The organism is Roseospira navarrensis (assembly GCF_009601025.1).
In the GTDB taxonomy this organism is placed as follows: Bacteria; Pseudomonadota; Alphaproteobacteria; order Rhodospirillales; family Rhodospirillaceae; genus Rhodospira; species Rhodospira navarrensis.
The window spans coordinates 1-23,845 of sequence record NZ_WIVE01000040.1 but is presented as its reverse complement, the minus strand read 5'-3'; the positions used below and the strand labels follow the sequence as shown (position 1 = coordinate 23,845).

24 protein-coding genes are annotated in these 23,845 nt (G+C 69.2%); 10 read left to right on the top strand and 14 right to left on the bottom strand.

The genetic code is table 11. The features are described 5' to 3' along the window. The first annotated feature begins 30 nt into the window (after window positions 1-30). From csoS1 to GHC57_RS12605, 7 genes are all read left to right on the top strand, one after another. Window positions 31-348, top strand: a complete 318-nt coding sequence (gene csoS1, locus GHC57_RS12635) for an alpha-carboxysome major shell protein CsoS1 (RefSeq protein WP_153344773.1) — start codon at window positions 31-33, stop codon at window positions 346-348. A gap of 39 nt (window positions 349-387) precedes the next feature. After that, complete coding sequence (locus GHC57_RS12630; protein WP_153344771.1) at window positions 388-687, top strand: 4a-hydroxytetrahydrobiopterin dehydratase; 300 nt, start codon at window positions 388-390, stop codon at window positions 685-687. 346 nt (window positions 688-1,033) lie between these two features. Beyond that, window positions 1,034-2,044: a sodium-dependent bicarbonate transport family permease gene (locus GHC57_RS12625; RefSeq protein ID WP_153344769.1), complete on the top strand. Its 1,011-nt coding sequence runs from the start codon at window positions 1,034-1,036 to the stop codon at window positions 2,042-2,044. A 74-nt stretch (window positions 2,045-2,118) separates the two neighbouring features. Further along, window positions 2,119-2,439, top strand: coding sequence for a P-II family nitrogen regulator (locus tag GHC57_RS12620; RefSeq protein ID WP_153344767.1), 321 nt, complete (start codon window positions 2,119-2,121; stop codon window positions 2,437-2,439). Window positions 2,440-2,473: 34 nt separating this feature from the next. Next, a complete protein-coding gene (locus GHC57_RS12615) occupies window positions 2,474-3,493 on the top strand; it encodes a LysR family transcriptional regulator (RefSeq protein ID WP_153344765.1) in 1,020 nt (339 codons plus the stop codon). Next, complete coding sequence (locus GHC57_RS12610; RefSeq protein WP_153344763.1) at window positions 3,490-4,071, top strand: NUDIX hydrolase; 582 nt, start codon at window positions 3,490-3,492, stop codon at window positions 4,069-4,071. Before GHC57_RS12615 ends, GHC57_RS12610 begins: the two co-directional genes overlap by 4 nt. Beyond that, window positions 4,068-4,688 carry a hypothetical protein gene (locus GHC57_RS12605; RefSeq protein WP_153344761.1) on the top strand — a complete coding sequence of 207 codons (621 nt, stop codon included), beginning with the start codon at window positions 4,068-4,070 and terminating at the stop codon, window positions 4,686-4,688. Before GHC57_RS12610 ends, GHC57_RS12605 begins: the two co-directional genes overlap by 4 nt. Window positions 4,689-4,721: 33 nt before the next feature. Here the strand turns inward: GHC57_RS12605 and lpxB are convergent, their stop codons facing one another. The 13 genes from lpxB to rpsB form a co-directional block, all read right to left on the bottom strand. Next, window positions 4,722-6,773 (bottom strand): lipid-A-disaccharide synthase, encoded by a 2,052-nt coding sequence (gene lpxB / locus GHC57_RS20460; protein ID WP_153344759.1) that lies wholly within the window; start codon window positions 6,771-6,773, stop codon window positions 4,722-4,724. A 17-nt stretch (window positions 6,774-6,790) separates the two neighbouring features. Continuing rightward, complete coding sequence (gene lpxA / locus GHC57_RS12595; RefSeq protein ID WP_153344757.1) at window positions 6,791-7,597, bottom strand: acyl-ACP--UDP-N-acetylglucosamine O-acyltransferase; 807 nt, start codon at window positions 7,595-7,597, stop codon at window positions 6,791-6,793. 84 nt (window positions 7,598-7,681) lie between these two features. Then, on the bottom strand, window positions 7,682-8,152 hold the full coding sequence (gene fabZ, locus GHC57_RS12590) for a 3-hydroxyacyl-ACP dehydratase FabZ (protein WP_153344755.1): 471 nt from the start codon (window positions 8,150-8,152) through the stop codon (window positions 7,682-7,684). A gap of 171 nt (window positions 8,153-8,323) precedes the next feature. Continuing rightward, a complete protein-coding gene (locus GHC57_RS12585) occupies window positions 8,324-8,935 on the bottom strand; it encodes an OmpH/Skp family outer membrane protein (RefSeq protein ID WP_170294861.1) in 612 nt (203 codons plus the stop codon). 122 nt (window positions 8,936-9,057) lie between these two features. After that, window positions 9,058-11,298 (bottom strand): outer membrane protein assembly factor BamA, encoded by a 2,241-nt coding sequence (gene bamA, locus GHC57_RS12580; RefSeq protein ID WP_153344751.1) that lies wholly within the window; start codon window positions 11,296-11,298, stop codon window positions 9,058-9,060. A gap of 304 nt (window positions 11,299-11,602) precedes the next feature. Next, window positions 11,603-12,706 (bottom strand): RIP metalloprotease RseP, encoded by a 1,104-nt coding sequence (gene rseP / locus GHC57_RS12575; protein ID WP_343031171.1) that lies wholly within the window; start codon window positions 12,704-12,706, stop codon window positions 11,603-11,605. A 42-nt stretch (window positions 12,707-12,748) separates the two neighbouring features. After that, window positions 12,749-13,939 (bottom strand): 1-deoxy-D-xylulose-5-phosphate reductoisomerase, encoded by a 1,191-nt coding sequence (locus GHC57_RS12570; protein WP_153344749.1) that lies wholly within the window; start codon window positions 13,937-13,939, stop codon window positions 12,749-12,751. 35 nt (window positions 13,940-13,974) lie between these two features. After that, on the bottom strand, window positions 13,975-14,802 hold the full coding sequence (locus GHC57_RS12565; RefSeq protein WP_153344747.1) for a phosphatidate cytidylyltransferase: 828 nt from the start codon (window positions 14,800-14,802) through the stop codon (window positions 13,975-13,977). Between the two features lie 12 nt (window positions 14,803-14,814). Further along, complete coding sequence (locus tag GHC57_RS12560) at window positions 14,815-15,552, bottom strand: isoprenyl transferase (RefSeq protein ID WP_153344745.1); 738 nt, start codon at window positions 15,550-15,552, stop codon at window positions 14,815-14,817. Between the two features lie 134 nt (window positions 15,553-15,686). After that, complete coding sequence (gene frr / locus GHC57_RS12555) at window positions 15,687-16,208, bottom strand: ribosome recycling factor (RefSeq protein WP_211369189.1); 522 nt, start codon at window positions 16,206-16,208, stop codon at window positions 15,687-15,689. Between the two features lie 55 nt (window positions 16,209-16,263). Then, window positions 16,264-17,037 (bottom strand): UMP kinase, encoded by a 774-nt coding sequence (gene pyrH / locus GHC57_RS12550; RefSeq protein ID WP_153344741.1) that lies wholly within the window; start codon window positions 17,035-17,037, stop codon window positions 16,264-16,266. A 326-nt stretch (window positions 17,038-17,363) separates the two neighbouring features. Then, the gene (tsf, locus tag GHC57_RS12545) at window positions 17,364-18,290 is read right to left on the bottom strand and encodes a translation elongation factor Ts (RefSeq protein WP_153344739.1); all 927 of its coding nucleotides are present in this window, start codon (window positions 18,288-18,290) and stop codon (window positions 17,364-17,366) included. Window positions 18,291-18,571: 281 nt separating this feature from the next. Further along, on the bottom strand, window positions 18,572-19,390 hold the full coding sequence (rpsB, locus tag GHC57_RS12540) for a 30S ribosomal protein S2 (protein WP_153344737.1): 819 nt from the start codon (window positions 19,388-19,390) through the stop codon (window positions 18,572-18,574). A 361-nt stretch (window positions 19,391-19,751) separates the two neighbouring features. On the opposite strand from rpsB, the gene GHC57_RS12535 reads away from it, so the two are divergent. Continuing rightward, window positions 19,752-21,230, top strand: coding sequence for a hypothetical protein (locus GHC57_RS12535; RefSeq protein WP_211369186.1), 1,479 nt, complete (start codon window positions 19,752-19,754; stop codon window positions 21,228-21,230). Window positions 21,231-21,238: 8 nt separating this feature from the next. Here the strand turns inward: GHC57_RS12535 and GHC57_RS12530 are convergent, their stop codons facing one another. After that, the gene (locus GHC57_RS12530; RefSeq protein ID WP_153344733.1) at window positions 21,239-21,442 is read right to left on the bottom strand and encodes a helix-turn-helix domain-containing protein; all 204 of its coding nucleotides are present in this window, start codon (window positions 21,440-21,442) and stop codon (window positions 21,239-21,241) included. A gap of 137 nt (window positions 21,443-21,579) precedes the next feature. Here GHC57_RS12530 and GHC57_RS12525 point away from each other — a divergent pair, with 137 nt between their 5' ends. Both GHC57_RS12525 and GHC57_RS12520 read left to right on the top strand, forming a co-directional pair. Then, window positions 21,580-21,894, top strand: a complete 315-nt coding sequence (locus GHC57_RS12525) for a hypothetical protein (protein WP_153344732.1) — start codon at window positions 21,580-21,582, stop codon at window positions 21,892-21,894. 472 nt (window positions 21,895-22,366) lie between these two features. Then, window positions 22,367-23,635, top strand: a complete 1,269-nt coding sequence (locus tag GHC57_RS12520) for a tyrosine-type recombinase/integrase (RefSeq protein ID WP_153344731.1) — start codon at window positions 22,367-22,369, stop codon at window positions 23,633-23,635. Window positions 23,636-23,845 lie beyond the last annotated feature (210 nt).

The following is a 23,845-nucleotide window of genomic DNA, read 5'->3' as shown; positions in this document are numbered from 1 at the left end:
TCCGTTCGACCCTCAACTGGAGACAAGACAATGGCTCAGGAAACCTACGGCATCGCCCTCGGCATGATCGAGACCCGGGGCCTCGTGCCCGCCATCGAGGCGGCCGACGCCATGACCAAGGCGGCCGAGGTGCGCCTCGTCAGCCGTGACTTCGTGGGCGGGGGCTACGTCACCGTCATGGTGCGCGGCGAGACCGGCGCCGTGAACGCCGCCGTGCGGGCCGGCGCCGATGCCTGCGAGCGCGTCGGCGACGGCCTGGTGGCCGCGCACATCATCGCTCGTCCCCACCGCGAGGTGGAGCCGGTGTTGTCCGGCGGCGCGTCGGGCACCACGTCCGCCGCCGCCTGATCGGGCGAATCCTGACGGTCCCGCAGGGAAGGACACGCCATGAGCGAGACCGACACCGGCACGCCGGCCGCCTGGACGGAACAGACGCGGCCCCCCGGTCTGTTCCGCCGCTTCGACTTCCACAGCTATGCGGAGACCCGGACCTTCCTGGACCGGGCCGCCGGGCTGTCGGAGACGGCGGGCCTCCACCCCGACATCAGCTTCGGCCGCACCTACGCCAACGTGACCGTGCGGCCGCTCGATGAGTCGGCGGGGGGCATCGGCGCGGCGGAACGGCGGTTCGCCGTCGGTCTGTCGGCGCTGGCGGACTCCGACGCGGACGGGGAGGGGACGTCATGACCCGGACCAAGGCATCCGGCGGGGCCGGTGAATCCGGGACCTCCGGAGCAACGGGCGACGCGACCCCGGCGCCCCGCAAACAGCCCGCCCGGCGCAAGAGCGCGGACACGGCCCCGGCGAAACCGACCGCCCCCGATGCACCGCCGAGGGACGGGACCCCGTCCGGGCGCATGCCGGCCCGGCGGCCGTCGGTCTGGCCGGATTGAGCCCGAGTCTGTAGGGTCCCGCCGACCCGGCGCGACCGACCGCCCGGCCGCGCCGCGTTGGATCACGGCGGGCGGGACCAGGGCCGGGCCAGAGACCCGAGGGCGCGTCGTCCCGGGGCATTCCGCCTGCGGAGGTAAGCATGCTGAGCAACCTGATGATCCCCGCGGTTCTGTTCTTCGCGCTCGGGGTCATTGCGAGGGTCATCAAGTCGGACCTGAAGTTCCCGCCGGAGCTGGCCAAGGCGCTGTCCATCTACCTGCTGATGTCCATCGGCCTGCATGGGGGCGTGGAACTGGCCAAGGCCGACCTTGGCTCGGCCGTCAGCGCCATCGTCTGGGCGCTGCTGCTCGGGTTCGGCATGCCGGTCATCGGGTATGGTCTGCTGACCGCGACCCGGCGCGTCGGGCCGCTGGACGCCGCCGCCATCGCCGCCCATTACGGGTCGGTCAGCGCCGGCACGTTCCTGGCCGCCATGGCCTGGCTCGACACCCAGGGCCTGGCCTACGAGACCTATCCGCTCATCATGCTGGCGGTGATGGAATCGCCGGCGATCGTGGTCGGGCTGCTGCTGGCCGCGCGGGCGCGGCAGAAGGTGCGGGCGGCGGCCGGATCCAACGGAACCGCCACGACGAACGGCCGGGGCGAGGACACCACCAGCCTGCGCAGCCTGCTGCACGGGGCCTTCACCAACGGCAGCGTGGTCATCCTGGTCGGCTGCATGGCCATCGGCGCGATCTCGCTGCCCAACGCCATGGACAAGCTGAAGCCGTTCATCGACGACATCTTCATGGGCGCGCTGTGCCTGTTCCTGTTCGAGATGGGCATGGAGGCCGCGCGGCGGCTCCAGGATTTCAAGCGCGTCGGCGCGATCCTGGCGGTGTTCGGGATCGTCATGCCGATCGTCGGCGGCGCGGTGGGGGCCCTGATCGGGTCCCTGGCGCTGGACTTCAGCGTGGGCGGGGCGACCCTGGTGGCCGTGCTGGCGGCCAGCGCCTCCTACATCGCGGTGCCGCCGGCCATGCGACTGGCCGTTCCGGAAGCCAATCCGTCCTTGTACCTTACCCTGTCCCTGGGCATCACCTTCCCCTTCAACGTGGTGCTGGGGATCCCGCTGTATCACGCCATGGTCACTTTTTTGGCGGGGGTGTGATGTCATCGGGAGAGGCGCCCCGCGGGGGCCGAACAGGACAACGGGACGAACGGGCGAAGGAAGGAACGGACCTCATGGTCGATCTGTATCCGGAAAAACTGGTGACCATCATCACCACCAGCATGCTGGAAGGCCGTCTGGTCAGGCTGTTCCGCGAGCGCGGCACCAGCGGCTACACCATCGTGCCGGCGCGCGGGGCCGGGTCGCGCGGCGAGCAGACCGGCCTGGACTTCGATGCCAACATCCTGGTCGAGGTGATTCTGCCGGCGGATCGGCTGGATCCGCTGCTGGACGACATCAAGCGGCTGATCGCGCGCGGCCATCATCTCACCCTGTACGTCAGCGATGTGTCCGTGATCTCGCCGGAGAAGTTCACCCGGCCGTTCGAGGGGTGACGCACATGCAGGGACGCGGGGGACGAGGCCGGCCATGAGCGAGGAACGCGACCAGCCCCTGGACGCCGGCGCGGTCACCCGTCTGGCCCGCCATGCGACCTTGCGGCAGTTGCAGATCTTCGCGGCCATCGTGCGGCTGGGCAGCTTCACCAAGGCCAGCGAGGCCCTGTTCGTGACCCAGCCGACCGTGTCCATGCAGATCAAGAAGCTCTCCAACGCCGTCGGCGTGCCGCTGTTCGAGCAGGTGGGGCGTCAGGTGCGTCCGACCGAGGCCGGGCGGCGTCTGGCCCTCGCCGCCGACCGGGTGTTCGAGGCGCTGGGCGACATGGAGGACTGGGTTGCCGAGTACCAGGGCCTGCGCCGGGGCCGGGTGCGGCTGGCGGTCATCACGACGGCCAAATACTTCGCGCCGGAGCTTTTGGGGGCGTTCAGCCGGCGCTATCCGGACATCGACATCTCGTTGAAGGTCACCAACCGGGACCGCGTCATCGAGCGCATCCGGAACCAGGACGACGACCTGTACATCTTCGGCCAGCCGGACTTCGACGACCTGGACGTGGCGCTGCATCCGTTCGCGCCCAATCCCCTGATCGTCGTGGCGCCGCGCGATCATCGGCTGGCGGGGCAGGGGCGCATTCCCCTGAAGGCGCTGGCCGCCGAGCCGTTCATCCTGCGCGAGCCGGGGTCGGGCACCCGCCAGGCCACGGTGCGGGCGTTCGCGGACGCCGGGCTGACGCCGCACGTCCGCATGGAGCTGGGCAGCAACGAGGCCATCAAGCACGCCGCCATCGCCGGGCTCGGGCTCGCCGTCGTGTCGCTGCACACCCTGTCGGTGGAAGGGGCGGCGGGGCCGCTGTGCGCGCTTGATGTGGAGGGCTTCCCGATCCATCGGCAGTGGTGGCTGGTGCACAACCAGGGCCGGGACCTGTCGCCGGCGGCCGCCGCCCTGCTGGCCTTCGCGCGCGAGCAGGAGCCGGTGATCCGCGCCCAGGTGGGCCGGCTGCTGGGCGAATTGGGGCTGGACGCCGGCCCGTCCGGGGGGGAGGCGGCATGATCGATCCCGGCCGCGCTGGCCTGCTGGACCTGCTGGACGCCCACCGCTCGCGCTTTCCCGAGGAAGCGGCGATGACCACCCGCGCCCGCCGCTTCGTGGCGGAGATCCCGGACTGCTTCGATCGTGCGCCCCTGCGCGCGCACCTCAGCGGGTCCGCCTGGGTGCTCAACCCCGCGCGCGATCATGTCTTGCTGGTGCTGCACCGCAAGCTGGACCTGTGGCTGCAACCCGGGGGCCACGCCGACGGAGACCCCGACCTGCTGCGGGTCGCGCTCCGGGAGACCTGGGAGGAAGCCGGCATGCCCGAAGACAGCGTGCGCCCGTTGTCCCACGCGATCTTCGATGTGGACGTGCACGCCATCCCGGACACCCCGGCCGAGCCCCACCACGACCACTACGACATCCGCTTTCTGCTGGAGATGGACGACCGCATGACGCCCCCCGGCAACCCGGACGAGGCCCACGCCGTGGCCTGGGTGCCCCTGCGCGCCGTGCGGCGCTTCAACACCATGCGGTCCGTCCACCGCATGCTGCGCAAGACCGACGCCCTGCGGCGCGGCCGGAGAGTGGCGGCATGATTACCCTGCGCACCCACGTGTTCATCGACTCGCTGCAACCGCAGCTTGCCACCTATCTGGGGACCGTGGCGCAGGGCTTCCTGCCGGTGCCGGGCGATGCCTGCCTGTGGATGGAGGTGGAGCCGGGCATGGCCATCCACCGCCTGACCGATGTGGCCCTGAAGGCGACCCGGGTACATCTGGGGCAGCTTGTGGTGGAGCGCGCCTTCGGCTCCATGGTGATCCACCACCGCGACCAGTCGGACGTGCTGACCGCCAGCGATGCCGTCCTGGCGCGCCTGGGCCTGGATCGCAGCGCGCGGCGGCCCTGCCGGGTGGCCTGGACCGAGACCATCCGGGCCATCGCCCCCGACCATGCCACGCTCATCAACCGCCAGGACCGGCGCGGCTCGATGATCCTGCCCGGGCAGAGCCTGTTCATCCTGGAGACCGAACCGGCCGGCTATGTCATGTACGCCGCCAACGAGGCGGAAAAGGCCGCCAACATCACCTTGGTGGACGTGCGCGCGGTGGGCGCCTTCGGTCGCCTGACCCTGGCCGGGCGGGAAGCGGACATCGACGCCGCCGCCGAGGCCGCCGGCCGGGCCGTCGCCGCGATGGGGCACGCGGCGTTTTGATCGAGGGGGAGTCCGAGACGGATGCGATCCGCCTCACCCCAGCCGGTCGAGGATCACGGCGGCGGCGCGCGCGCTGGGGGGCGGGGCGTCCGGTTTTCCGGCAAGGCGCGTGCAGGCTTCGGACAGCAGGGCGCGCTGGGCCTCGGCCTCTGCCGCGCCGTCCAGCAGGGGGGCGACCGCCGCCACCAGACGGTCCGGGCGGCAGGTCTCCTGCAACAACTCCGGCACCACCAGCCGGTCCAGCAGCAGGTTGACCGGCCCCGCATACTTGAGCCTGGTCATGCGGCGGAAGATCGCCGCCGACAGCGGGTTGACCCGGTATGCGATGACGTGCGGCACGCCGGCCATGGCCAGTTCCAGGCTGACCGTGCCCGAGGCGGCGAGGGCGGCATTCGCGGCCGCGAAGGCATCGTATTTCGCCGCCGTGCCGCGCACGGCGACGGCGGGCACGGGCCAGTCCCGCAGGGCGGACTCCACCGTCTCGGCCACCGTGGCGACCGTGGGCGCCACCACCCGCAGCCCGGGGCGCGCGGCGGCCAACTGTGCCACCGCCTCGCGGAACACCGGCAGCAGGCGCCCCACCTCCGTCCGCCGACTGCCCGGCAGCACCACCAGAAGCGGCGCGTCCGCCGGGATGCCGTGCGCGGCGCGGAAGCCCGCGCTGTCGCCCCGGTCGGCCCCGGACTCGATCACCGCGTGGCCCACATGGGTGCAGGCGAGCCCCAGGGGCGAGAAATAGGCGCACTCGAAGGGCCACAGCGTCATCAGGTGATCCACGCGCGCGGCCACGGCATGCTTGCGGTTCTCCTTCCAGGCCCAGACCATCGGCGCGACGTAGTGCACGCGGGGGATGGTCGAGCCCCGGTCCTTCAGCGCCTCGGCCACGCGGCCCGTGAAGCCCCACGAGTCCACGGTCACCACCACGGCGGGCCGGGACGCCTCGATATGCGCGACGGTCTCGGCGATGCGGCGCTTGAGGGCCAGGGCGCGGGGCAGCACCTCCAGGAACCCCATGATGGCCAGTTCGCGCTGATCGATGCGGCTGACGAGGCCCTGTTCGGCCATGGCCTCGCCGCCGATCCCGGCGAACCGCACCCGGTCCGCCAGCCGGTCGCGCAGTGCGGCCATCAGACGGGCCGCCAGCAGGTCGCCGGAGGGCTCGCCCGTGATGAGGTAGACCAGGGGGGCATCGGAGTCGGCAGGGGGCGGGGCCGGGGCAGGGGGGGGCGCTTCGGCCGCGTGGTCGTCCTCCAGCCCGAGCAGGAACAGGCCCAGCGCATCGGCGCGCGCCGCCATGGCCTCCGGGGCGACCAGCAGGGACGCCCCGGCCTGATAGGCGATGCCGCGCAGACCGGCGGCGTGCGCGGCCTCGACCGTGGGCACGCCCAGGGTGGGCAGGTCCGCCCGCGTGTCCTGGCCCGGCTTGCACAGCTTGACCAGCACGCCGCCCGGACCCGCGCGCCGCAGATCGCCGCAGCGGGCGAGCAGCGCGTCGGTGCCCTCGACGGCCTCGACCCCCAGGACGAGCCCCTGCTGCACGACGACGGACTGGCCCACGTCGGCGCGGCCCAGGGCGCGACCCACCGCCAGCCCGCGCCGGATGTCGGTCCAGGCGGCGTCGTCCGGAGTCGCCATCGTCAGCAAACCGGCCGGTCCCAAGGCGTCGGACAGCACGGCCTGGACGGGATGGACCGTCAGGCCCTCGGCCGCCATCTGGTCCATGACGGCGCGCAACAGGCCGTCGTCCCCCAGCGCGCGCATGCCCACACGGGCGATGAAGCGGGCGGTGTAGGCGTCCGGCCACAGGCTCATCAGGCTGGGGCGGGGGACTCCGCCGGCCAGGATCAGATCGCGGATGCCGTGCGTGCGCAGATAGTCGCGGGCGGTCCCGGCCTCGCCCAGGCGATAGGTGGTCACCGGAACGTTCAGGGCGGCATAGGCGTCGGGGTCGCCGTGACCGCGAATGACCAGCACGTGGAGGGCGCGGCCCTCGGCCACACAGCGTTGCGCCACCCGCACCGGCAGGTCGCCGCGCCCGGCGATCAGCGCCAGCGGCGACTCGGATGGCAGGGGCTGGTCCGTCATGGCCCGGCCCGGCCGGCTCAGAGCAGTTCGGTTCCGGGATGGGCCGGTCGGCAAAGGCCCCGGTCCGACTTGCCGCGCACGAACTCCAGGACCTCCATGACCGGGGCGACGCCGTCGAAGCTGGCCGCGACCTCCTCGGCCCTGTCGGCGATGACGCCGTCTTCCTCGAACAGCATCCGGTAGGCCGAGCGCAGCGCCTGGATCTCTTCGCGCGAGAAGCCGCGCCGCTTCAGGCCGATCAGGTTCAGCCCGTGCAGGCGGGCCCGGTTGCCCATGACCGAGCCGAAGGGAATGACATCGGTCTCGACGCCGGAGACGCCGCCGACCATGGCGTGCCTGCCGATGCGCACGAACTGGTGCACCGCGCTGCCGCCCCCCAGGATGGCGTGGTCGCCGATGGCGATGTGACCGGCCAGCAGCACATTGTTGGCCAGGATGACGCCGTCGCCGATCTGGCAGTCATGGGCCACGTGACAGCCGACCATGAACAGGCCGCCGTCCCCGATGCGGGTGACGCCGCCGCCGCCTTCGGTGCCCGGGTTCATGGTGGCGTGTTCGCGGATGGTGTTGCCGGCCCCGATGACCAGCTCGGTTTCCTCGCCCCGGAACTTCAGGTCCTGGGGCGGCATGCCAATCGATGCGAACGGATAGACCTTGGTGTTGGCGCCGACCCGGGTCAGACCGTCCACGACGACGTGAGAGATCAGGCGGACGCCGGACTCCAGCGTGACCTTCGGCCCGACGGTACAGAAGGGGCCGATGGTGACGTCGTCGGCCAGGGTGGCGGCGGGATCGACGACGGCGGAAGGATGAATGTCGGCCATGGGCGCGGGTGTCCCCTTCGGGTCTGGCGCGTGAAAGGCGGGGGAGGGCAGATGGAGTCGGACCGCGACGGCCGTGGGGGCGCGCTAGTTGTCCAGGATCATGGCCGAGAAGGTGGCGTCGGCGACCACGGTGTCGCCCACCATGCCCCGGCCGGAGAACTTCCAGACGTTGCCCCGGTTGCGCTCCTTGTTGACGTGAAGCAGCAACTGGTTTCCGGGGACGACGGGCTTGCGGAAGCGGGCGGTGTCGATCCCCATGAAGTAGACCAGCTTGCCCTCCGCCGACGGTCCCAGCGTGGCGACCACCAGCACGCCCGCGGTCTGGGCCATGGCCTCGATGACGAGGACGCCGGGCATCACGGCCATGCTCGGGAAATGGCCCTGGAAATGGGGCTCGTTGCAGGTGACGTTCTTGACGCCCACAGCGCGGTCGTCGAGATGCACATCCACCACCCGGTCCACCATGAGGAACGGATACCGATGGGGGATCATGTCGCGGATCCGGTCCGCTTCAATCACGATGCCCTTGTCCTGGACCTTTCCGAAGTCGTCCATCCCCTCAAGCCTTCCTGTGTATCGGCCGGTCCGCTGCGCCGGGCACGAACAATCATGACACAACGGCCAGAATTGGCCGGGGGGTGGCCGCTGGCGGCTTCCCCCCTGTTGACCGCGGCGCACACAATATAACAGTCGCCGCTCAAGACAAGCCCGCGCGCGGGGCCTCGACTACTGTCCGGACCCGGATGCCGGCAGGTTCGCGGGGTCGGGGAACTCGACCTCCGGCAGACGCTCGTTCAGCCGCGTGAGGACATCTTCCGTCATCTCCATGCGGGGATCGAACAGAGGCACCTGGGAGCGGTACAGCACCAGATTGATGCCGCGCTCGGCGGCCACCTCGTCGGCGACCACGGTAATCATCTGCTGCACCTGGGACAGCGCCATGGACAGGGCGCGTTCCAGGTTGCGGCGGCGCTCGGCCACCCGCTGCTCGAACTGCGCCACCTTGTTCTGGAAGGCGCGGGCCTTCTGCTGCAACTCCGGGGTCGGCGCCTGGTTGGGGGCCAGCGACAGGCCGCGCTGTTCCTCGCGCAGGGCCTGTTCCTCGGCGGCGGTCTGCTTGTTGTAGGAGTCCAGGTAGGACTGCCGGGTCTGATCCACGCCCTGGGCCGCCGTCGAATCCCGCAGGATGCGCTGCATGTCGATGATGCCGATGGCGGCGTTGGGGAACGGGTCCTGGGCGCGCGCCACCGTCGCTGGCATCGTGGCGGAGACCGCCCCGGCCAGCAGAAGCGCGAGCGCGGCGAGCATGAAGCGCGAACGATGGATCGACGGGAACATCATCACCTCGGGACAAGAATAGGAACGGGTCGGCCGGCAGGGCCGTCCGGTGACGCGGCGGACTTTAGACCAGATGGGGCCGCGAAGAAAAGCGCCGGGAACGCGCCAGGCGGCCGAACTGCCTAGAACCGCGAGCCGAAACTGACGCGGAAGAACTCCTCCCTGTCGTACGACTCCTTGACCACCGGCATGGCCAGTTCAAGGTTCACGGGGCCGATGGGCGACGACCACAGCAGGCCGGCGCCGACCGACCCGCGCAGGGTCATGTCATAGTCCAGGCTGCCGTCCGGCACCCCGTCGGGCTCGCCGGACATGCCCCAGTCCGTGAAGACCTTGGCTCCCAGGCCCAGTTCCTCGGGCAGACCGAGCGGCACCCGCAGTTCCAGGCTGGCGTCGGTGATCCAGTTGCCGCCCAGGGCGTCGTCGGTGGCGCGGTCGCGCGCGCCGGCGCCCGAGGCCTCGAACCCGCGCAGGTTCGATCCGCCCAGGAAGTAGCGGTGCTGGATGGTGACGTCCTTGCCCAGACCGACCATGTAGCCGGCGTGGCCCCGCACGCCGATGACCCATTCGGGGCTCCAGTTCAACTCGTCGCCGAGGGGGTAGTAGTACGACGCCTCGACATCCGCGCGCAGGAACTGGGCGTCGCCGCCCAGACCGGCGATGTCGTTGCTCAGCCGCAGGCGGTAGCCCTCGGTCGGGATCAGGCGCGAGTCCCGGGTGTCGTAGGTCAGGGCTTGGCCGATCATGGACAGCACCTCGGTGCCGTCCTGCTGACGGATGAACAGCGAGGCGTCGTCATCGACGTTGAAGATTTCCTGGCGCTGCAGGGTGTACTTGAAGTCGTGGCGCAGGTTGTCCGAGTAGCGGTAGCCGAAGCGCAGCGCGCCACCCTGCTTGCGGACCTCGTAGGAGCTTTCGTCCTCCAGATCCTGTTCCGTCGCGAACAGATCAACGCCGGCGGAGATGGGCCGGCCGAGGAAGTACGGCTCGGTGAAGCTGAGGTCCACCTGGCTGCGCCGCTGCGCCCAACTGACGCGGGCGGACAGGTCCTGACCCCGACCCAGAAGGTTGCGCTCGCGCACGCCCACCTCGACCATGGCGCCGACGGTGGAGGACCAGCCGACGCCGAAGCTCAGCTCGCCGGTGGACTGCTCTTCCACGTCCACCTTGATGACCGTGCGGTCCGGATTGTCCACCACCGGCTCGTTGGTCACCTCCACCGACTTGAAGAAGCCCAGGTCCTGGATGCGCTGGCGCGACCGGCGCAGCTTGGCGGAGTTGAAGGCATCGCCCTCGACCAACTGGAACTCGCGCCGGATCACCTCGTCCAGGGTGCGCACGTTGCCTTCGATGTCGATGCGCTCCACGAACACGCGCGGTCCCTCGCGCACGTCGAAGGTCAGGGCGATGGTCCCGGCCTCGCGGTCGCGGTCGATCTTGGGGCGCACGTCCACGAAGGCGTAGCCCAGAGCGCCCACCCGCTCGGTGATGTTCTGGACGGAGTCTTCCACCGCTTCGGCGTCGTACCAGTCGCCTTCGGCGAGTTCCACCTCGGGGCGCAGGGCCTCGGGCGAGAGGTCCTCAAGCGAGGTCTCCAGACCCACGTCGCCCACGCGGTAGCGCTGGCCCTCGTCCACGGTGATGGTGATGAAGAAGCTTTCGCGGTCGGGCGTCAGCTCGGCGATGGCCGAGCGCACCTCGAAGTCCGCATAGCCGTTCTCCAGGTAGTACCGGCGCAGCAACTCGCGGTCGAAGGTCAGGCGGTCCGGGTCGAAGGTGTCGGAACTGGACAGCAGCCGGTACCAGCGTTCCTCCTTGGTCGCGATGACCTCGCGCAGCGAGGAGTCGCTGAACCTGCTGTTGCCGACGAAGGTGATGCGCCGCACGTAGGTCGCCGGTCCCTCGTCGATCTCGAACACCAGATCCACGCGGTTCTGCGGCAACTCGATGATCTTGGGATCGACGGACACGGCGTAGCGGCCGGAGCGACGGTAGACGTCGAGGATGCGCCGGACATCGTCCTGCACCTTGGCGCGGGTGTAGACCACACGCGGGCGCATGGTGACCTCGGCCTCAAGCTCTTCGTTGTCGATGCGCTTGTTGCCTTCGAAGGCGACGCGGTTGATGATCGGGTTCTCGACCACGACCACCACGAGGTCGTTGCCCTCGCGCCGCAATGAGACATCGGCGAACAGGCCGGTGGCGAACAGCGCCTTCAGCGAACGGTCCATCTGGCCCGGCTCGAAGGCGTCGCCCTCGCGCACGGTCAGATAGGTGCGGATGGTGTCGGGCTCGATGCGCTGGGCGCCCTCGACCAGGATGCGCTCGACGATCGGCCCGGACTGTGCCAGGGCCGGGGCCATCTGCGCGGTCCACAGTGTGGTCCCCGAGGTCAACGTGACCGCCAACAGCGCCGCGGCCAGTCGTCTGCTTCCCGTCCTCAAAGCCTACCCCCTCAAGCGGTCGTGCCGGGCACTATAGGCCGATCCCGCCGCCGCGTCACGCATTTGCCCTTTATAACAGCGGCGGGTGAGTGGGACTCACCCGCCTATTCGGCACCAGCCCTCTCCCCCACCCGGCCACCCATAGGATACTTGCGTTGGGTGGCCGGGTGGGGGAGAGGGCTGGCCAAGGACTCCAACGGTCATCGTCAGATGCCGTTGGGTCTTACCCTTCAAGGAACTGGTTGACCTCGCGGACGATGTCGTTCCAGGTCACGAAGATCATAAGGCCGACCACGATGACCAGGCCGAGGCGGAAGCCGTACTCCTGCGCCTGCTCGTTCACGGGGCGCCCGCGCACGGCCTCGATACCATAGAACACCAGATGGCCGCCGTCCAGCACCGGAATGGGCAGCAGGTTGATGAGGCCCAGATTGACCGACAGGAAGGCGGTGAACAGGATCAGGCTGACCACGCCCAGTTCGGCCACCTGTCCGGACATCTCGGCGATGCGGATGGGGCCGCCCAGGTCTTCCGTTCCGCGCTCGCCCGAAATCATCTGGCCGATGCTGATGACGGTGGCCTCGGTCAGACCATAGGCCTGGCTGAAGGCCGCGCCCACCGAGTCCAGCGGGCCCAGGCGGATCAGGTCGTCCTCGCTGGTGCTGGCGGTGATGCCGAGCACGGCCTGCTTTCGGGTCTCGCCGAAGGAGTCCGTGATCTCCTGAATCGTGGGCGTGACCTCCAGCCCCAGCGTTTCACCGTCGCGCCGGACGGTCAGGGTCATGGTTGCCCCGTTGGCCAGGGGCACCAGATGCTGGATCTCCTCGAACCGGGAGATCTCGCGGCCATCGATCGCGACGATGCGATCGCCGGACTGCAGGCCGGCCTGCTCGGCGGCGCTGTCCGGCATGACCTCGGACACCACGGGCGGCGTGACCATCTGGCCCACGGTCAGATAGACGGCCGAGAAGACCATAATGGCGAAGATCAGGTTGGCGGCCGGGCCGGCGAACACGATTGCGATGCGCTGCCAGACGGACTTGTGGTGGAACGAGACCCGTTTTTCCTCGTCCGTCAGGTCGCGCGAGTCCGTGGTGGCGCTGCTGGCGTCCGCATCGCCGAAGAACTTGACGTAGCCGCCAAGGGGCAGGGCGGCCACCTTCCAGCGCGTGCCGTACCGATCATTGAACCCGAACAGCTCCGGTCCGAAGCCGATGGAGAACACCTCCACCCGCACGCCGTTCCAGCGGGCGACGAGGAAATGCCCCATCTCGTGCACGAACACGACGACGGTGAAGACGATCAGGGTGGCGATGACGGTAAGCACGGCGGCTGTCTCTTTCGACTGCGGGACGCCGGGTCCCCGCCGTCAGGCGGCGGCGGCCTGGATCAGATCGGTACACACGGTCCGGGCGTCCCGGTCCACGCGCAACACATCCTCAAGCGACGTCAGGGGTGCGTTCGGGAGCCGTTCCAGCGAGCGTTCGACCAGGGCCGCGATGTCCAGGAAGCCGATCCGGCGGGCCAGGAACGCGGCGACGGCCACCTCGTTGGCGGCATTCAGAATAGTGGGCGCGGCGCCGCCGATGCGCAAGGCCTCGCGAACGAGACGCAATGCAGGGAAGCGCGTGTCGTCCGGGCTGTCGAACTGCAGGGTGCCGATGGCGCCCAGATCCAGGCGCGGGGTTGGCGCGGCCATCCGCTCCGGCCAGCCGAGCGTGAAGGCGATGGGCGTGCGCATGTCCGGCGTGCCGAGCTGGGCCAGCACCGAGCCATCCACGTAGGACACCATGGAGTGGATCACCGACTGCGGATGCACCAGGATGTCGATGCGGTCGATCGGCATGCCGAAGATATGGTGGGCCTCGATGAACTCCAGGCCCTTGTTCATCATGGTGGCGGAATCCACCGAGATCTTGGCGCCCATGGACCAGTTGGGATGGGCCACCGCCTGTTCCGGGGTGACCGCGGCCATCTGCTCGCGCGTCCAGGTGCGGAACGGGCCGCCGGAGGCGGTCAGGATGATGCGGTCGATCTTGTCTTTCTGCGAAAAGTCGAACACCTGGAAGATGGCGTTGTGCTCGCTGTCCACCGGCAGCAGGGTCGCCCCCTTCTCGGCCACCGCGCGCATGAACAGGGTGCCGGCGCAGACCAGGCATTCCTTGTTGGCGAGGGCGACCGTGGCGCCGCGGTTGACGGCCTCCAGGGTCGGTTCCAACCCGGCCGCCCCGACGATGGCGGCCATGACCCAGTCGGCGGGGCGCGCGGCGGCCTCCTTCAGGGCCTCGGGACCGGCGGCGGCCTCGATGTCCGTGCCCGCGAGCGCGTCCTTGAGGTCGGCATAGCGGGCCGGGTCGGCCACCACCGCAAGGCGGGCATCGAAGGCGCGGGCCTGCTCGGCCAGAGCGGCCACGTTGCTGTTGGCCGTCAGGGCTTCGACCTGATAGCGGTCGCGGTTGCGGTCGATCAGGTCCAGCGTGTTGGTGCCGATCGACCCGGTCGAGCCGAGCACCGTGACCCGGCGCGGTTCGCCGTTGGAGGGGCGGGGCTCCGCGGTCATGAGGTCCGCCGCCTGCGGTCCGGTCCCAATGCGTCCTACCATGTCTCGATTCCCCCCTCCGACAGGAATACGGCCAGTGCAAGCACCGGCGTGGCCGCGATCAGGCCGTCCGCCCGATCCATCAGCCCGCCGTGGCCGGGGATCAGACCACTGCTGTCCTTGACCCGGAAGCGGCGTTTGAAAGCGGATTCAAACAGATCTCCGCCCTGGGAGACAATCCCCAGTCCGAGCGCCAGCAGCGCGACCCACGGCAGCGCGACGGTGCCCATGGCGTAGCCGGTCAGCGCGGCCACCAGGGCGGCGGTGAAAATGCCGCCCAGGAAGCCCGCCCAGGTCTTGTTCGGGCTGACCCGGCGCCACAGCTTGGGGCCGCCGATGCTGCGCCCGAAGACATAGGCCGCGATGTCCGTGGTCCAGACGACCAGGAACAGCCAGAGCACCGTTTGCCACCCCGCATCCAGGCGGATCCAGACCAGCGCGATGGCCGGCAAGCCGATGTAGAGGCTGCCGGCGCCGATCCAGAGGGGCCGGCGGCGGTCGGCATCCACGCGGTACAGCGCCACCAGCAGACCCAGCGGCGGCACCAGCAGCGCCCAAAGGCCCAACGGCGCCACCAGCAGCGGCGCGATCGCGACCACGGCCATCAGGATCAGGCCCAGACCGCCCTGTCGCCCGCAGCAGACACGGCTCCATTCCCAGGCGACCACGGCGGCCCCGAGGGCCACCATCAGGTCGAACCAGGGCCAGCCCAGCACCTCGACCGCCAGGGCCACCGGCACCAGCACGATCGCGGACAGGACCCGTTTGCGCAGGGCCTCGTTTCCGGCGGGCGCGGGGGCAGGGGGTGTCGGCGGCAACGTCATGCGGGGCCAGCCTCAGACCGACACGGCGCCGAAACGCCGGTCGCGCGCGCGGAATTCCTCCAGCGCCGCCGACAGATGGCCCTCGCCGAAATCGGGCCAGGCCACGTCCAGGAACACAAGCTCGGCATAGGCGATCTGCCACAGCAGGAAGTTGCTGATGCGCTGCTCGCCACTGGTGCGGATCAGCAGATCCGGATCCGGCAGGTCCGGCGCATAGAGTTCCTCGGCGAACCGCGACTCGTCCAGGTCGGCGGGCGCCAGATCGCCCGCGACGGCGCGGTCCGCCAGACGGCGGGCGGCCCGCACGATTTCGGCGCGGCCGCCGTAGTTCAGGGCGATGGTCAGGTCCAGGCGGGTGTTCGCGGCCGTGCGCCGCTCCGCCGTCTCGATCAGGCTCAGGATGTCCGGGGTGAACCGGCTGCGCTCGCCGATCACGCGCAGGCGCACGCCTTCCCGCGCCAGCTCGTCCAGGTCGCGCCGCAGGTAGAACCGCAGCAGGCCCATCAGCGTCGAGATCTCCTCGGCCGGGCGGCGCCAGTTCTCGGACGAGAAGCCGAACAGTGTCAGATGGGAGACCCCCAGCCGCACCGCCCCCGTCACGGAGGCCCGCACGGCTTCCGCCCCCTTGCGGTGGCCCTCGGTCCGGGGCAGTCCGCGCGACCGGGCCCAGCGCCCGTTGCCGTCCATGATGATGGCGACATGGAGGGGCGACGGCGGGTCGGCGGGTTGCGGGGCGGGCGCGTGCGACATGCAGGAGTCCAACAGGATGAGGATCGGGGGCCGGTCTCGGTCCGGGGGCCGGGCCGGGCCTGACGGCAGGACACTACACCAAAACGGCTGGATTACGGAAAGACCGCGTCATCCTTGGGGGATAATCCGGCCCGTCAGACCTGCATGATCTCCTGCTCCTTGTGGGTCAGGGCTTCATCCACGTGCTTGATGGCGTCGTCGGTCAGGCCCTGAACCTCGGAGCCGAACTTCTTGTGGTCGTCCTGCGAGATGTCGCCGTCCTTCTCCATCCGTTTCAACTGTTCCATGCCGTCGCGCCGGACGTTGCGAACGGCCACACGGGCGTGCTCGGCGTATTTGCCTGCGACCTTGGTCAGCTCGGTGCGGCGTTCCTCGTTCAGCGGCGGGATGGGCACGCGGATGGTCTGGCCTTCCGACGCCGGGTTGAGCCCGAGGCCGGCATCCCGGATGGCCTTTTCCACGGCCTTGGCCATGGTGCGGTCCCACACCTGGACGGTCAGCATCCGCGGCTCCGGGACGGAGACGTTGGCGACCTGGTTGAGCGGCATCGAGGAGCCGTAGGCGTCCACGGTCACCGGATCCAGCAGGCTGGTATGGGCGCGGCCCGTCCGCAGGCCGGCGAACTCCCGGCGCAGCACGTCCAGCGTGCTGTCCATGCGGTGTTTCAGGTCCTTCTTGAGAGCCGCGAAGTCCGCTGGTTTGTCGCTCACGTCAGATCTCCTCACGAATGATCGTGTATCGCCCGGCGCCGCGCAGCACCTCGGCCAATGCGCCCGGTTGTTGCAGCGAGAACACGAGGATTGGTATCCCATTGTCCCGCGCCAAGGCAATCGCCGAGGTGTCCATCACCCGCAGGTCCTGGCGCAGCACATCGCCAAACGTCAGGCTATCGTAGCGGTTTGCCGTGGGCACCAGCTTGGGGTCGGCGTCGTAGACCCCGTCCACCTGCGTCGCCTTCAGCAGGGCGTCGCAGTTCATCTCGACGGCGCGCAGGGCGGCCGCGGTGTCGGTGGTGAAGAACGGGTTGCCCGTGCCGGCCGCGAAGATGACCACGCGGCCCTTTTCCATGTGCCGGATGGCGCGCCGCCGGATGTACGGTTCGCAGATCGACGCCATGGGAATCGCCGACTGCACGCGGGTCGGGACCCCTTCCTTCTCCAGGAAGTTCTGCACCGCCAGCGCGTTCATGACGGTCGCCAGCATGCCCATGTGATCGGCGCTGGTGCGGTCCATGCCCTGCGCGGCCGTGGACAGACCCCGGAAGATGTTGCCGCCGCCGATGACCAGACAGAGTTCCTTGCCGGCCTCGTGCACGGCCTTGATCTCGCGGGCCAGACGTCGCACGACGTCCATGTCGAGGCCGTAGCCCTGCGCGCCCATCAGGCCCTCGCCCGACAGCTTGAGCAGGACACGCCGGGGAGAGAACCCGCCGGCCGGCCCGATGTCGTCCGGGTCCGTCCGTTCCAGGGGCACCGCCTTGACCATCGCGCCGTCCTTTCTGTCCAATCGCCTTCGCGCCCCGGGGCCGTTCCAGACACGGGCGCCGGGGACGGGGCGGGCCTGTCCACGCCGGTCGATCAATGACGCCTCGCCCCAAGACCAACGGTCTGCGCCGGCGAGCGTTGCAGCCCGAGACCGGCCGGCGGCGGGAGCGGCGCATCCACCACACTCATCCGCCGCTGGTATAAGCCTGAACCGGCCTTCTGGCCAGTATCGCGGGTCACCAAAGCCGGAAAACCCCGCCCCACCCCCACCGGGCCGTGACCGGGCCGCCCGGGCGGGCGCGGGGGGCAGGGCGGGGGGGCGTTCGGTTACTTGTTGAGCTGCTCGGCGACCTCGGCGGCGAAGTCCTTGTCTTCCTTCTCGATGCCCTCACCCAGGTTGAAGCGCACGAAGCCGGTCAGCGTGACGGCGGTGCCCATGTCCTTGGCGGCGGCTTCGACGACCTTTTCCACCTTGGTCTCGTTGTCCATGACGTAGATCTGGTCGAGCAGGCAGACCTCTTCGTAGTACTTGCGCAAGCGGCCCTCCACCATCTTCTCGATGATGTTGTCGGGCTTGCCGGACGCGCGCGCCTGATCGGTCAGCACCGCGCGCTCGCGGTCGAGCGCCTCGGAGTCCACGTCGTCGCGGCTCAGGAACTGCGGCGAGGCGGCGGCCACGTGCATGGCTAGGTTCTTGCCCAGCTCGCCCAGGCGGGCGGCGTCGCCGTCCGACTCCAGGGCCACCAGCACGCCGATGCGGCCCAGACCCGGGCGGACGGCGTTGTGGACGTAGGCGGCGACGAGGCCGCTGCCCACCTCAAGCACCTTGGCGCGGCGCAGGTTCATGTTCTCGCCGATGGTGGCGACCTGATGGGTCAGCTCTTCGGCGACGGTGCGGCCGGTGCCCGGGAAGTCCTTGCCCTTCAGGGCCTCGATGTCGTCACCCTCGGCCAGCGCCAAGCCGGCCAGCGCCTCGACCAGGCCCTGGAAGGTGTCGTTGCGGGCCACGAAGTCCGTCTCGGCGTTCAGCTCGATGACGGCGCCCCGGGTGCCCTCGGCCTTGACCGCGACGAGGCCTTCGGCGGCGACGCGCCCGGCCTTCTTGGCGGCGGCGGCAAGGCCCTTCTTGCGCAGCCAGTCCACGGCGGCTTCCAGATCGCCGCCGGTCTCGTTCAGCGCCTTCTTGCAGTCCATCATGCCCGCGCCAGTCTTCTCGCGCAGGTCCTTGACCATGGAGGCGGTGATCTCGGCCATGACTCTTCCTTTTCCTTCGCAGGGGAACGCGCCCGCGCACACGGGGGTGCGGCGGGCGCCTCAAACGGGGCCAACGGCCCGCACGACGGGCCGTTGAAGTCCGGTGCAATGCGGCGGCGGATGAGCCCCGCCCACCCGCCGTCTGAACAGAACCGCCCGGGGCGTGCGACGGGCACGGGCCGCGCCGGCGGTTGGGTAACGATGGTCCTCGCCGCGCGGCGGGGCGCAAAACAATGGCGGCAACCGGGGTCGCCGCCATCGCCTCGCCGCGCCGACCGGGATCAGCCGGCGCTGGCCTGGGACTCGCCGGCTTCGGGGCTGGCCTCGGCCGGTGCGGCCGCCTCGGGCTCGCTGGTGGCCGGCTCGCTGACCTGTTCCATGGCCCCGATGTCCACCCCGGCGGCGTGCATCTCGGCCTGGATGCCGTCCAGCGCGGCGCCGCTGATGAGATCGCAGTAGGTCTGGATGGCGCGGAGGGCATCGTCGTTGCCGGGGATCGGGTAACTGATGCCCTTGGGATCGCTGTTGCTGTCCAGCACGGCGACGACCGGAATGCCCAGCTTGTTGGCCTCGCCGACCGCCAGATCCTCCTTCACGGTGTCAATGATGAACAGGATGTCCGGCAGGCCGCCCATCTCCTTGATGCCGCCGAGGGCAAGGTCCAGCTTGTCCTTCTCGCGGTTCAGGTTGAGCAGTTCCTTCTTGGTCAGGGCGGACAGTTCGCCCGAGTCCAGCTTCTCCTCCAGCTCGCGCAGGCGGCGGATGGAGTGGGAGATGGTCTTCCAGTTGGTGAGCATGCCGCCCAACCAGCGGTGGTTCACGTAGTACTGGCCGCAGCGCTGCGCGGACTCGGCCACGATCTCCTGCGCCTGCCGCTTGGTGCCGACGAACAGCACGCGGCCGCCGCCCGCGACCACTTCCCGCACCGCCTGCATGGCGCGGTGCATCATCGGGACGGTCTGCTGCAGGTCGATGATGTGGACGTTGTCCCGGACCCCGAACAGGTACGGGGCCATCTTGGGGTTCCACCGGCGGGTGTTGTGGCCGAAGTGGCAGCCAGCTTCGATCAACTGGCGCATGGTGAAGGTCGGCATGGTCATGAGTCGGAAATCCTTGATGTTTTCCGGTTGGTCCGCCGCGGGACTTGAGCCGACACCCGCATCCGGACGCCCCGAAGGGACCGCCGCCGCGCCATGCCGACACCGGAACGACCCGCCGGTCCCGATCCGCCATGGCGGTCGGCACCCGGGCCGCGCTCCCGCGTGTGTGTTTGGACGCGCGTTCTAACGCGTCCCCGGCCCCTTGACAAGCCCCTCGGCGCGCCATCAGCAGTTCTCAGGATGGGTTTGTGATGTGGTTTGGCCGGGATTGGCGGTGAGGTGATCAGGTGGGGAGAGGCGGGCTCAGGGTGGTTGCGGTGGCGGCGCTCCGGTTGTGAGGGTGGAGACCCCGTTCGGGACCATGCCGGGCGGGTACGTCCCGGCCATGTACGACAAGACCAAGGCGCCCACCGGCCAGCGGCTGCAGGACCTGAACCTGACGGCACAGGACGGCCTTCTTGGTGGGTTCGGCGGGGTGGACAGCTTCACCAAGGATCGGGTCACCGAGCCCCCGCACGCCCCCCTGAACCTGAACCTGGAAATGTTGCCGGCGGCCCTGGACAAGGAACTGCGGTTCATTCACATCCTGCCGACGGCGCGCACGATCGCCCGGATCGTGAACGCGGCCCCCTTCAAGCGCCGGGCGCACGACCTTGCACTTCACTTCGTCGATCGTCTGGTGGTGCCGTGGCTGCAACGGAGCGTCAGCCAGACCATGACGACGCCGGGGACCAGCGGCTTCGACCGGGCCTTGGGTCCGACCCTGCCGGGGATGCGCACCCTGTCCGCCGTCCACATCATGGCGGGCAACGTGCGGAACGCCATCGAGCAGGTCACCGGCCTGTCACCGGCCGGCGCGGTGGTCGGGTACGGGCGGCTTGCGTCGTCCCTGGCCCAGCACTTCGCCGCCCCCGTTCAGACGATCCGGACCGTCCTCGAGAAATCCCCCATGATGGCCGCGCGCCTGGGGGCCGCGGCACAGGACGCCATCGAGGAAGCCCGCGCCTTGGTGCGGGAGGCCTCGACCACGCGGCGCCTAGCCAACGTGGCGGTGAAACACGCCTACGTCCTGCAACGGGGCATGGCCCACCTGATGGAGCCCGCCGTCTGGATGGCCGGTTACAGTCGCGCCATCGAACAGGGCATGTCCGAGCGGGACGCGGTGCTGTCGGCCGATCGGGTGGTGAACGACACCCAGGGATCGAGCAACCCTTTCTTCGTGTCGGGGCTGGAGGTCGGCCCCCCGGCGCAACGCATGCTGCTGTTGTTCTACAGCTACTTCAACGCCACCGCGAACCGAGCCATTGCCCAATACACCGTGGGCGCCCGCGAGGCCAGCGTGATCCGGAAAGCCATGGTGGGGCTTGCGGTGTGGGCGTCGTTCGCGGCGGTCCCCGCCACCCTGTCGGAACTGCTGGGGATCGCCTTCGCGGGCATCGAGGACGACGAGGGCGACGGTTACACCGACGACGTGCTGGCACAAGTGTTCTGGGGCAACGTGGGCTTCCTGAGCGCGGCCGTCCCGGTGATCGGGTCCCCGACCTTCAGCGCGACCCGGCAGGCCTTCGACGATGACAGCTATGCCCGCTACTCGATCTCGCCCATCACCATGCTGTTCGAGCGCGGCGGCGCGGCCCTGGGGGCTGGGGCTGAACTGCTGTTCGGCGACGGCGAGTTGACCCCGTCGCAGCTGAAGAACGCCACCAAGGGGGCGCTGCTGTTCATGCCCGGCGGGAACGACGTCGGGAACCTGATCGGCTACACCTACGCCGGCCACGAGATCGAGGGCATCGGCGATGCGGCGGCGGCCTACTCCACCGGCCGAGAGCGCCGGGAGTAGAGGGGCGGTCAGGACCGGCGGAGCCGCACCCCCGGGCCGCCCCCGTTCTCCGGGATGAACTCGACGCCCCCCGCTTCCAGGGCCGCGCGGAGGGTTTCGACGGTGGCGGGCTTCAACTGATCGCCCCGCTCAAAACGGGCCACGGTCTGGGTTGAGACGCCAGCGGCGGCGGCAAGGTCGCGGACCCCCAGTGAAAGAGCCGTGCGGGCCATGCGGCATTGAATCGGGTCCACGTTTCACAACCCCGTTGTGATTTCTTGTGACCCGGAATGTTGTCAGTGTTGTGATTATAGGGCAACCCCCGGCCCGATCTGGACCGGGCCCGCCCCTCCAGACTGTAGGTGACGAGATGACCAACGCCCACGATCCCTGGCATCCAATCGAACCCAAGGACCTGCATCCCGTCGGAGATGGCCTCTCTCTGCTGTGGCATCCGGGCCGGCTGCTGCAGTGGGTCGCCCGCTCGGTGCAGGACGGGGCCGCCGTGCTGGTGCCCCTCGGGGCGGCGTGGCCCGACGATCGGCCCGCAACGCTGGACGAGGTCGCCGCGCGCCTGCGGATCCAGGAACGCCGCCAGACGCTGCAGGTCGGCGGCGCCCTGGGGACAGAGGTCTACGCCTCGCCCTTCGATCGGCCGGGAGGTTGCGACCCGCTGGCGGCCTGATCGGGCCGGTGGTATCCTGAGGCTGTCGGGGCCATCCTCCCGGCCCGCGTTTGAGATGGCGGATCGCCCGGAGGGTGGTGCCCGGCACAAACAGACCACCCGGCCCTGGCAACGGGGGCGGGTTTTTTCGTGGGGGCACCGACGGAAGGCGACATGGGCGCCTCATCCCGAGGGGTCCGCATGGGGTCCGCAGCGTGTTGAGGCCCGCGCTCCGGAGAGGCGAAGGCCCCGGAAACGTGTTTGTTTCCAGGGCCTTGAATGGTGCCCCCGGCAGGACTTGAACCCGCAACCCCCTGATTACAAAACAGAGGCAACATTATCTCAGTGCGTTTCATAACAGAGTAGATGATGGAGTATAAACATATAAAAAACAACGTATTGTGCCATATGGCATCGTTCGATATGATCGCAAGGTACCAGCCGTTATCGGCCCTCAGGTGGTACCTTGACGGTACCTTGAAACGGACCCATCATGCCCAGGACCAAGCTTACTGCCGCGGGCGTTGCCCGCCTGTCGCCGCCCGCCGAAGGCCAGGTGGACTGGTTCGACGCGGCTCTTCCTGCGTTCGGTCTGCGCATCTCCGCGTCTGGGGTGCGCTCGTACATTCTGCTGACTCGCATCCACGGCAAGAAGGTTCGCCTGACGCTGGGCAGGGCCAGGGTCAACGCTGATGGTCCTGGCCTCGGGCTGGCCGACGCACGTCGGAAGGCCGTCGAGTGGCTCGACAGGATCGCGGCCGGCGATGATCCGCGTCTGGATCGGAAGAAGGCATCGGAGGCTCGCCAGGAAGCCCACCGCAACACGGTGGCCGCCGTGGCCGGCCGGTTCCTGACGGAATACGCCGAGCCCAGAACGCGCCCCAGCACGGTCAGGGAGTACCGTCGCGCCCTGCTCGGGGCGCCGGAGGTGGCGTCCTGGCAGGACCGTCCGGTCGCCTCCATCACGAAGCCGGAGGTCCGCGCCGTGATGGAGGCCATGGTCGCGCGCGGGGCCGAGATCGGGGCCAACCGGTGGCTGGCCTATGTTCGCAAGTTCTTCGACTGGTGCGCTGAACAGGACATCATCAAGACGGTGCCGACCGACCGCGTGCGCAAGCCCACGCGCGAGGTCCATCGGCAAAGGTATCTTGCCGATCGGGAGATCCCCTGGGTCTGGTGTGGGCTTGAAGCCCTGGCCCCCCCCTTCGAGGATGTCTTCAAGCTGTGCCTGCTGACAGGCCAGCGGCGGAACGAGATTGCCGATCTGCGCTGGTCGGAGGTGATCGACCTGGACACGGATGCGCCGGTCATCGAACTGCCCGGTGATCGCACCAAGAACGGACAGCCCCATGTCGTGCCCCTGGTTTCGGCCAGCGCGGCCATCCTCCGGGCCCGGCCACGTATCCATGGCAGCGACTTCGTCTTTACGGTCACTGGGCGGAGCAGCGTCAGCGGGTTCTCGACCGCCAAGCGCCGGATCGATGCGGCCATCACGGCGGCGCGGGAGGCGGAGGGGTTGCCGCCTCTGGCGCCGTGGGTCTGGCACAGCCTGCGGCACACGGTCTCCACCCGGCTGCATGACCTTGGGGTCCCCCCGCATATCGTGGAGGCCATCCTGAACCACGTGAGCGGCACCCGAGGGGGTGTTGCCGGGGTCTATAACCATGCCCGGTACCTTCCGGAGCGCCGGGAGGCCCTGGACCTGTGGGCGAGGCATGTCGCCGCTCTCGTCGAGGGGCACCACCAAAGAACAGGGGCCTGAGCACCGGCACGCCGTGTCCTATCCCCCTGATATCTCGTCTTCGGCCCTTGCGGCAGGGATGGCCCGCCGGAGCATCAATTTGGCTGTGTCGACGGAAATATAAAAAATCTCAGCGCATATTCTGAAAAATAAAAAAGGCTTATCCCTTTGCTTCCGGCGCGATCAACATATCGTAGGAGATTGGGCCTTTGGTGGTGGCGATGCCCAGGA

Bases quoted from the DNA above. Each gene is read 5' to 3' on its own strand.
- GHC57_RS12535 (WP_211369186.1), top strand. From the start codon at position 19,752: ATGCCGGGCGGGTACGTCCCGGCCATGTACGACAAGACCAAGGCGCCC.
- lpxA (WP_153344757.1), bottom strand. From the start codon at position 7,597: ATGGCCGACATTCATCCTTCCGCCGTCGTCGATCCCGCCGCCACCCTG.
- rpsB (WP_153344737.1), bottom strand. From the start codon at position 19,390: ATGACCATGCCGACCTTCACCATGCGCCAGTTGATCGAAGCTGGCTGC.
- GHC57_RS12530 (WP_153344733.1), bottom strand. From the start codon at position 21,442: ATGGCCCGCACGGCTCTTTCACTGGGGGTCCGCGACCTTGCCGCCGCC.
- GHC57_RS12630 (WP_153344771.1), top strand. From the start codon at position 388: ATGAGCGAGACCGACACCGGCACGCCGGCCGCCTGGACGGAACAGACG.
- pyrH (WP_153344741.1), bottom strand. From the start codon at position 17,037: ATGGTCAAGGCGGTGCCCCTGGAACGGACGGACCCGGACGACATCGGG.
- GHC57_RS12585 (WP_170294861.1), bottom strand. From the start codon at position 8,935: ATGTTCCCGTCGATCCATCGTTCGCGCTTCATGCTCGCCGCGCTCGCG.
- GHC57_RS12610 (WP_153344763.1), top strand. From the start codon at position 3,490: ATGATCGATCCCGGCCGCGCTGGCCTGCTGGACCTGCTGGACGCCCAC.
- GHC57_RS12620 (WP_153344767.1), top strand. From the start codon at position 2,119: ATGGTCGATCTGTATCCGGAAAAACTGGTGACCATCATCACCACCAGC.
- GHC57_RS12565 (WP_153344747.1), bottom strand. From the start codon at position 14,802: ATGACGTTGCCGCCGACACCCCCTGCCCCCGCGCCCGCCGGAAACGAG.
- tsf (WP_153344739.1), bottom strand. From the start codon at position 18,290: ATGGCCGAGATCACCGCCTCCATGGTCAAGGACCTGCGCGAGAAGACT.
- GHC57_RS12570 (WP_153344749.1), bottom strand. From the start codon at position 13,939: ATGACCGCGGAGCCCCGCCCCTCCAACGGCGAACCGCGCCGGGTCACG.
- csoS1 (WP_153344773.1), top strand. From the start codon at position 31: ATGGCTCAGGAAACCTACGGCATCGCCCTCGGCATGATCGAGACCCGG.
- lpxB (WP_153344759.1), bottom strand. From the start codon at position 6,773: ATGACGGACCAGCCCCTGCCATCCGAGTCGCCGCTGGCGCTGATCGCC.
- frr (WP_211369189.1), bottom strand. From the start codon at position 16,208: ATGGACAGCACGCTGGACGTGCTGCGCCGGGAGTTCGCCGGCCTGCGG.
- fabZ (WP_153344755.1), bottom strand. From the start codon at position 8,152: ATGGACGACTTCGGAAAGGTCCAGGACAAGGGCATCGTGATTGAAGCG.
- GHC57_RS12525 (WP_153344732.1), top strand. From the start codon at position 21,580: ATGACCAACGCCCACGATCCCTGGCATCCAATCGAACCCAAGGACCTG.
- GHC57_RS12605 (WP_153344761.1), top strand. From the start codon at position 4,068: ATGATTACCCTGCGCACCCACGTGTTCATCGACTCGCTGCAACCGCAG.
- GHC57_RS12560 (WP_153344745.1), bottom strand. From the start codon at position 15,552: ATGTCGCACGCGCCCGCCCCGCAACCCGCCGACCCGCCGTCGCCCCTC.
- GHC57_RS12520 (WP_153344731.1), top strand. From the start codon at position 22,367: ATGCCCAGGACCAAGCTTACTGCCGCGGGCGTTGCCCGCCTGTCGCCG.
- GHC57_RS12615 (WP_153344765.1), top strand. From the start codon at position 2,474: ATGAGCGAGGAACGCGACCAGCCCCTGGACGCCGGCGCGGTCACCCGT.
- GHC57_RS12625 (WP_153344769.1), top strand. From the start codon at position 1,034: ATGCTGAGCAACCTGATGATCCCCGCGGTTCTGTTCTTCGCGCTCGGG.
- bamA (WP_153344751.1), bottom strand. From the start codon at position 11,298: ATGGCCCCGGCCCTGGCACAGTCCGGGCCGATCGTCGAGCGCATCCTG.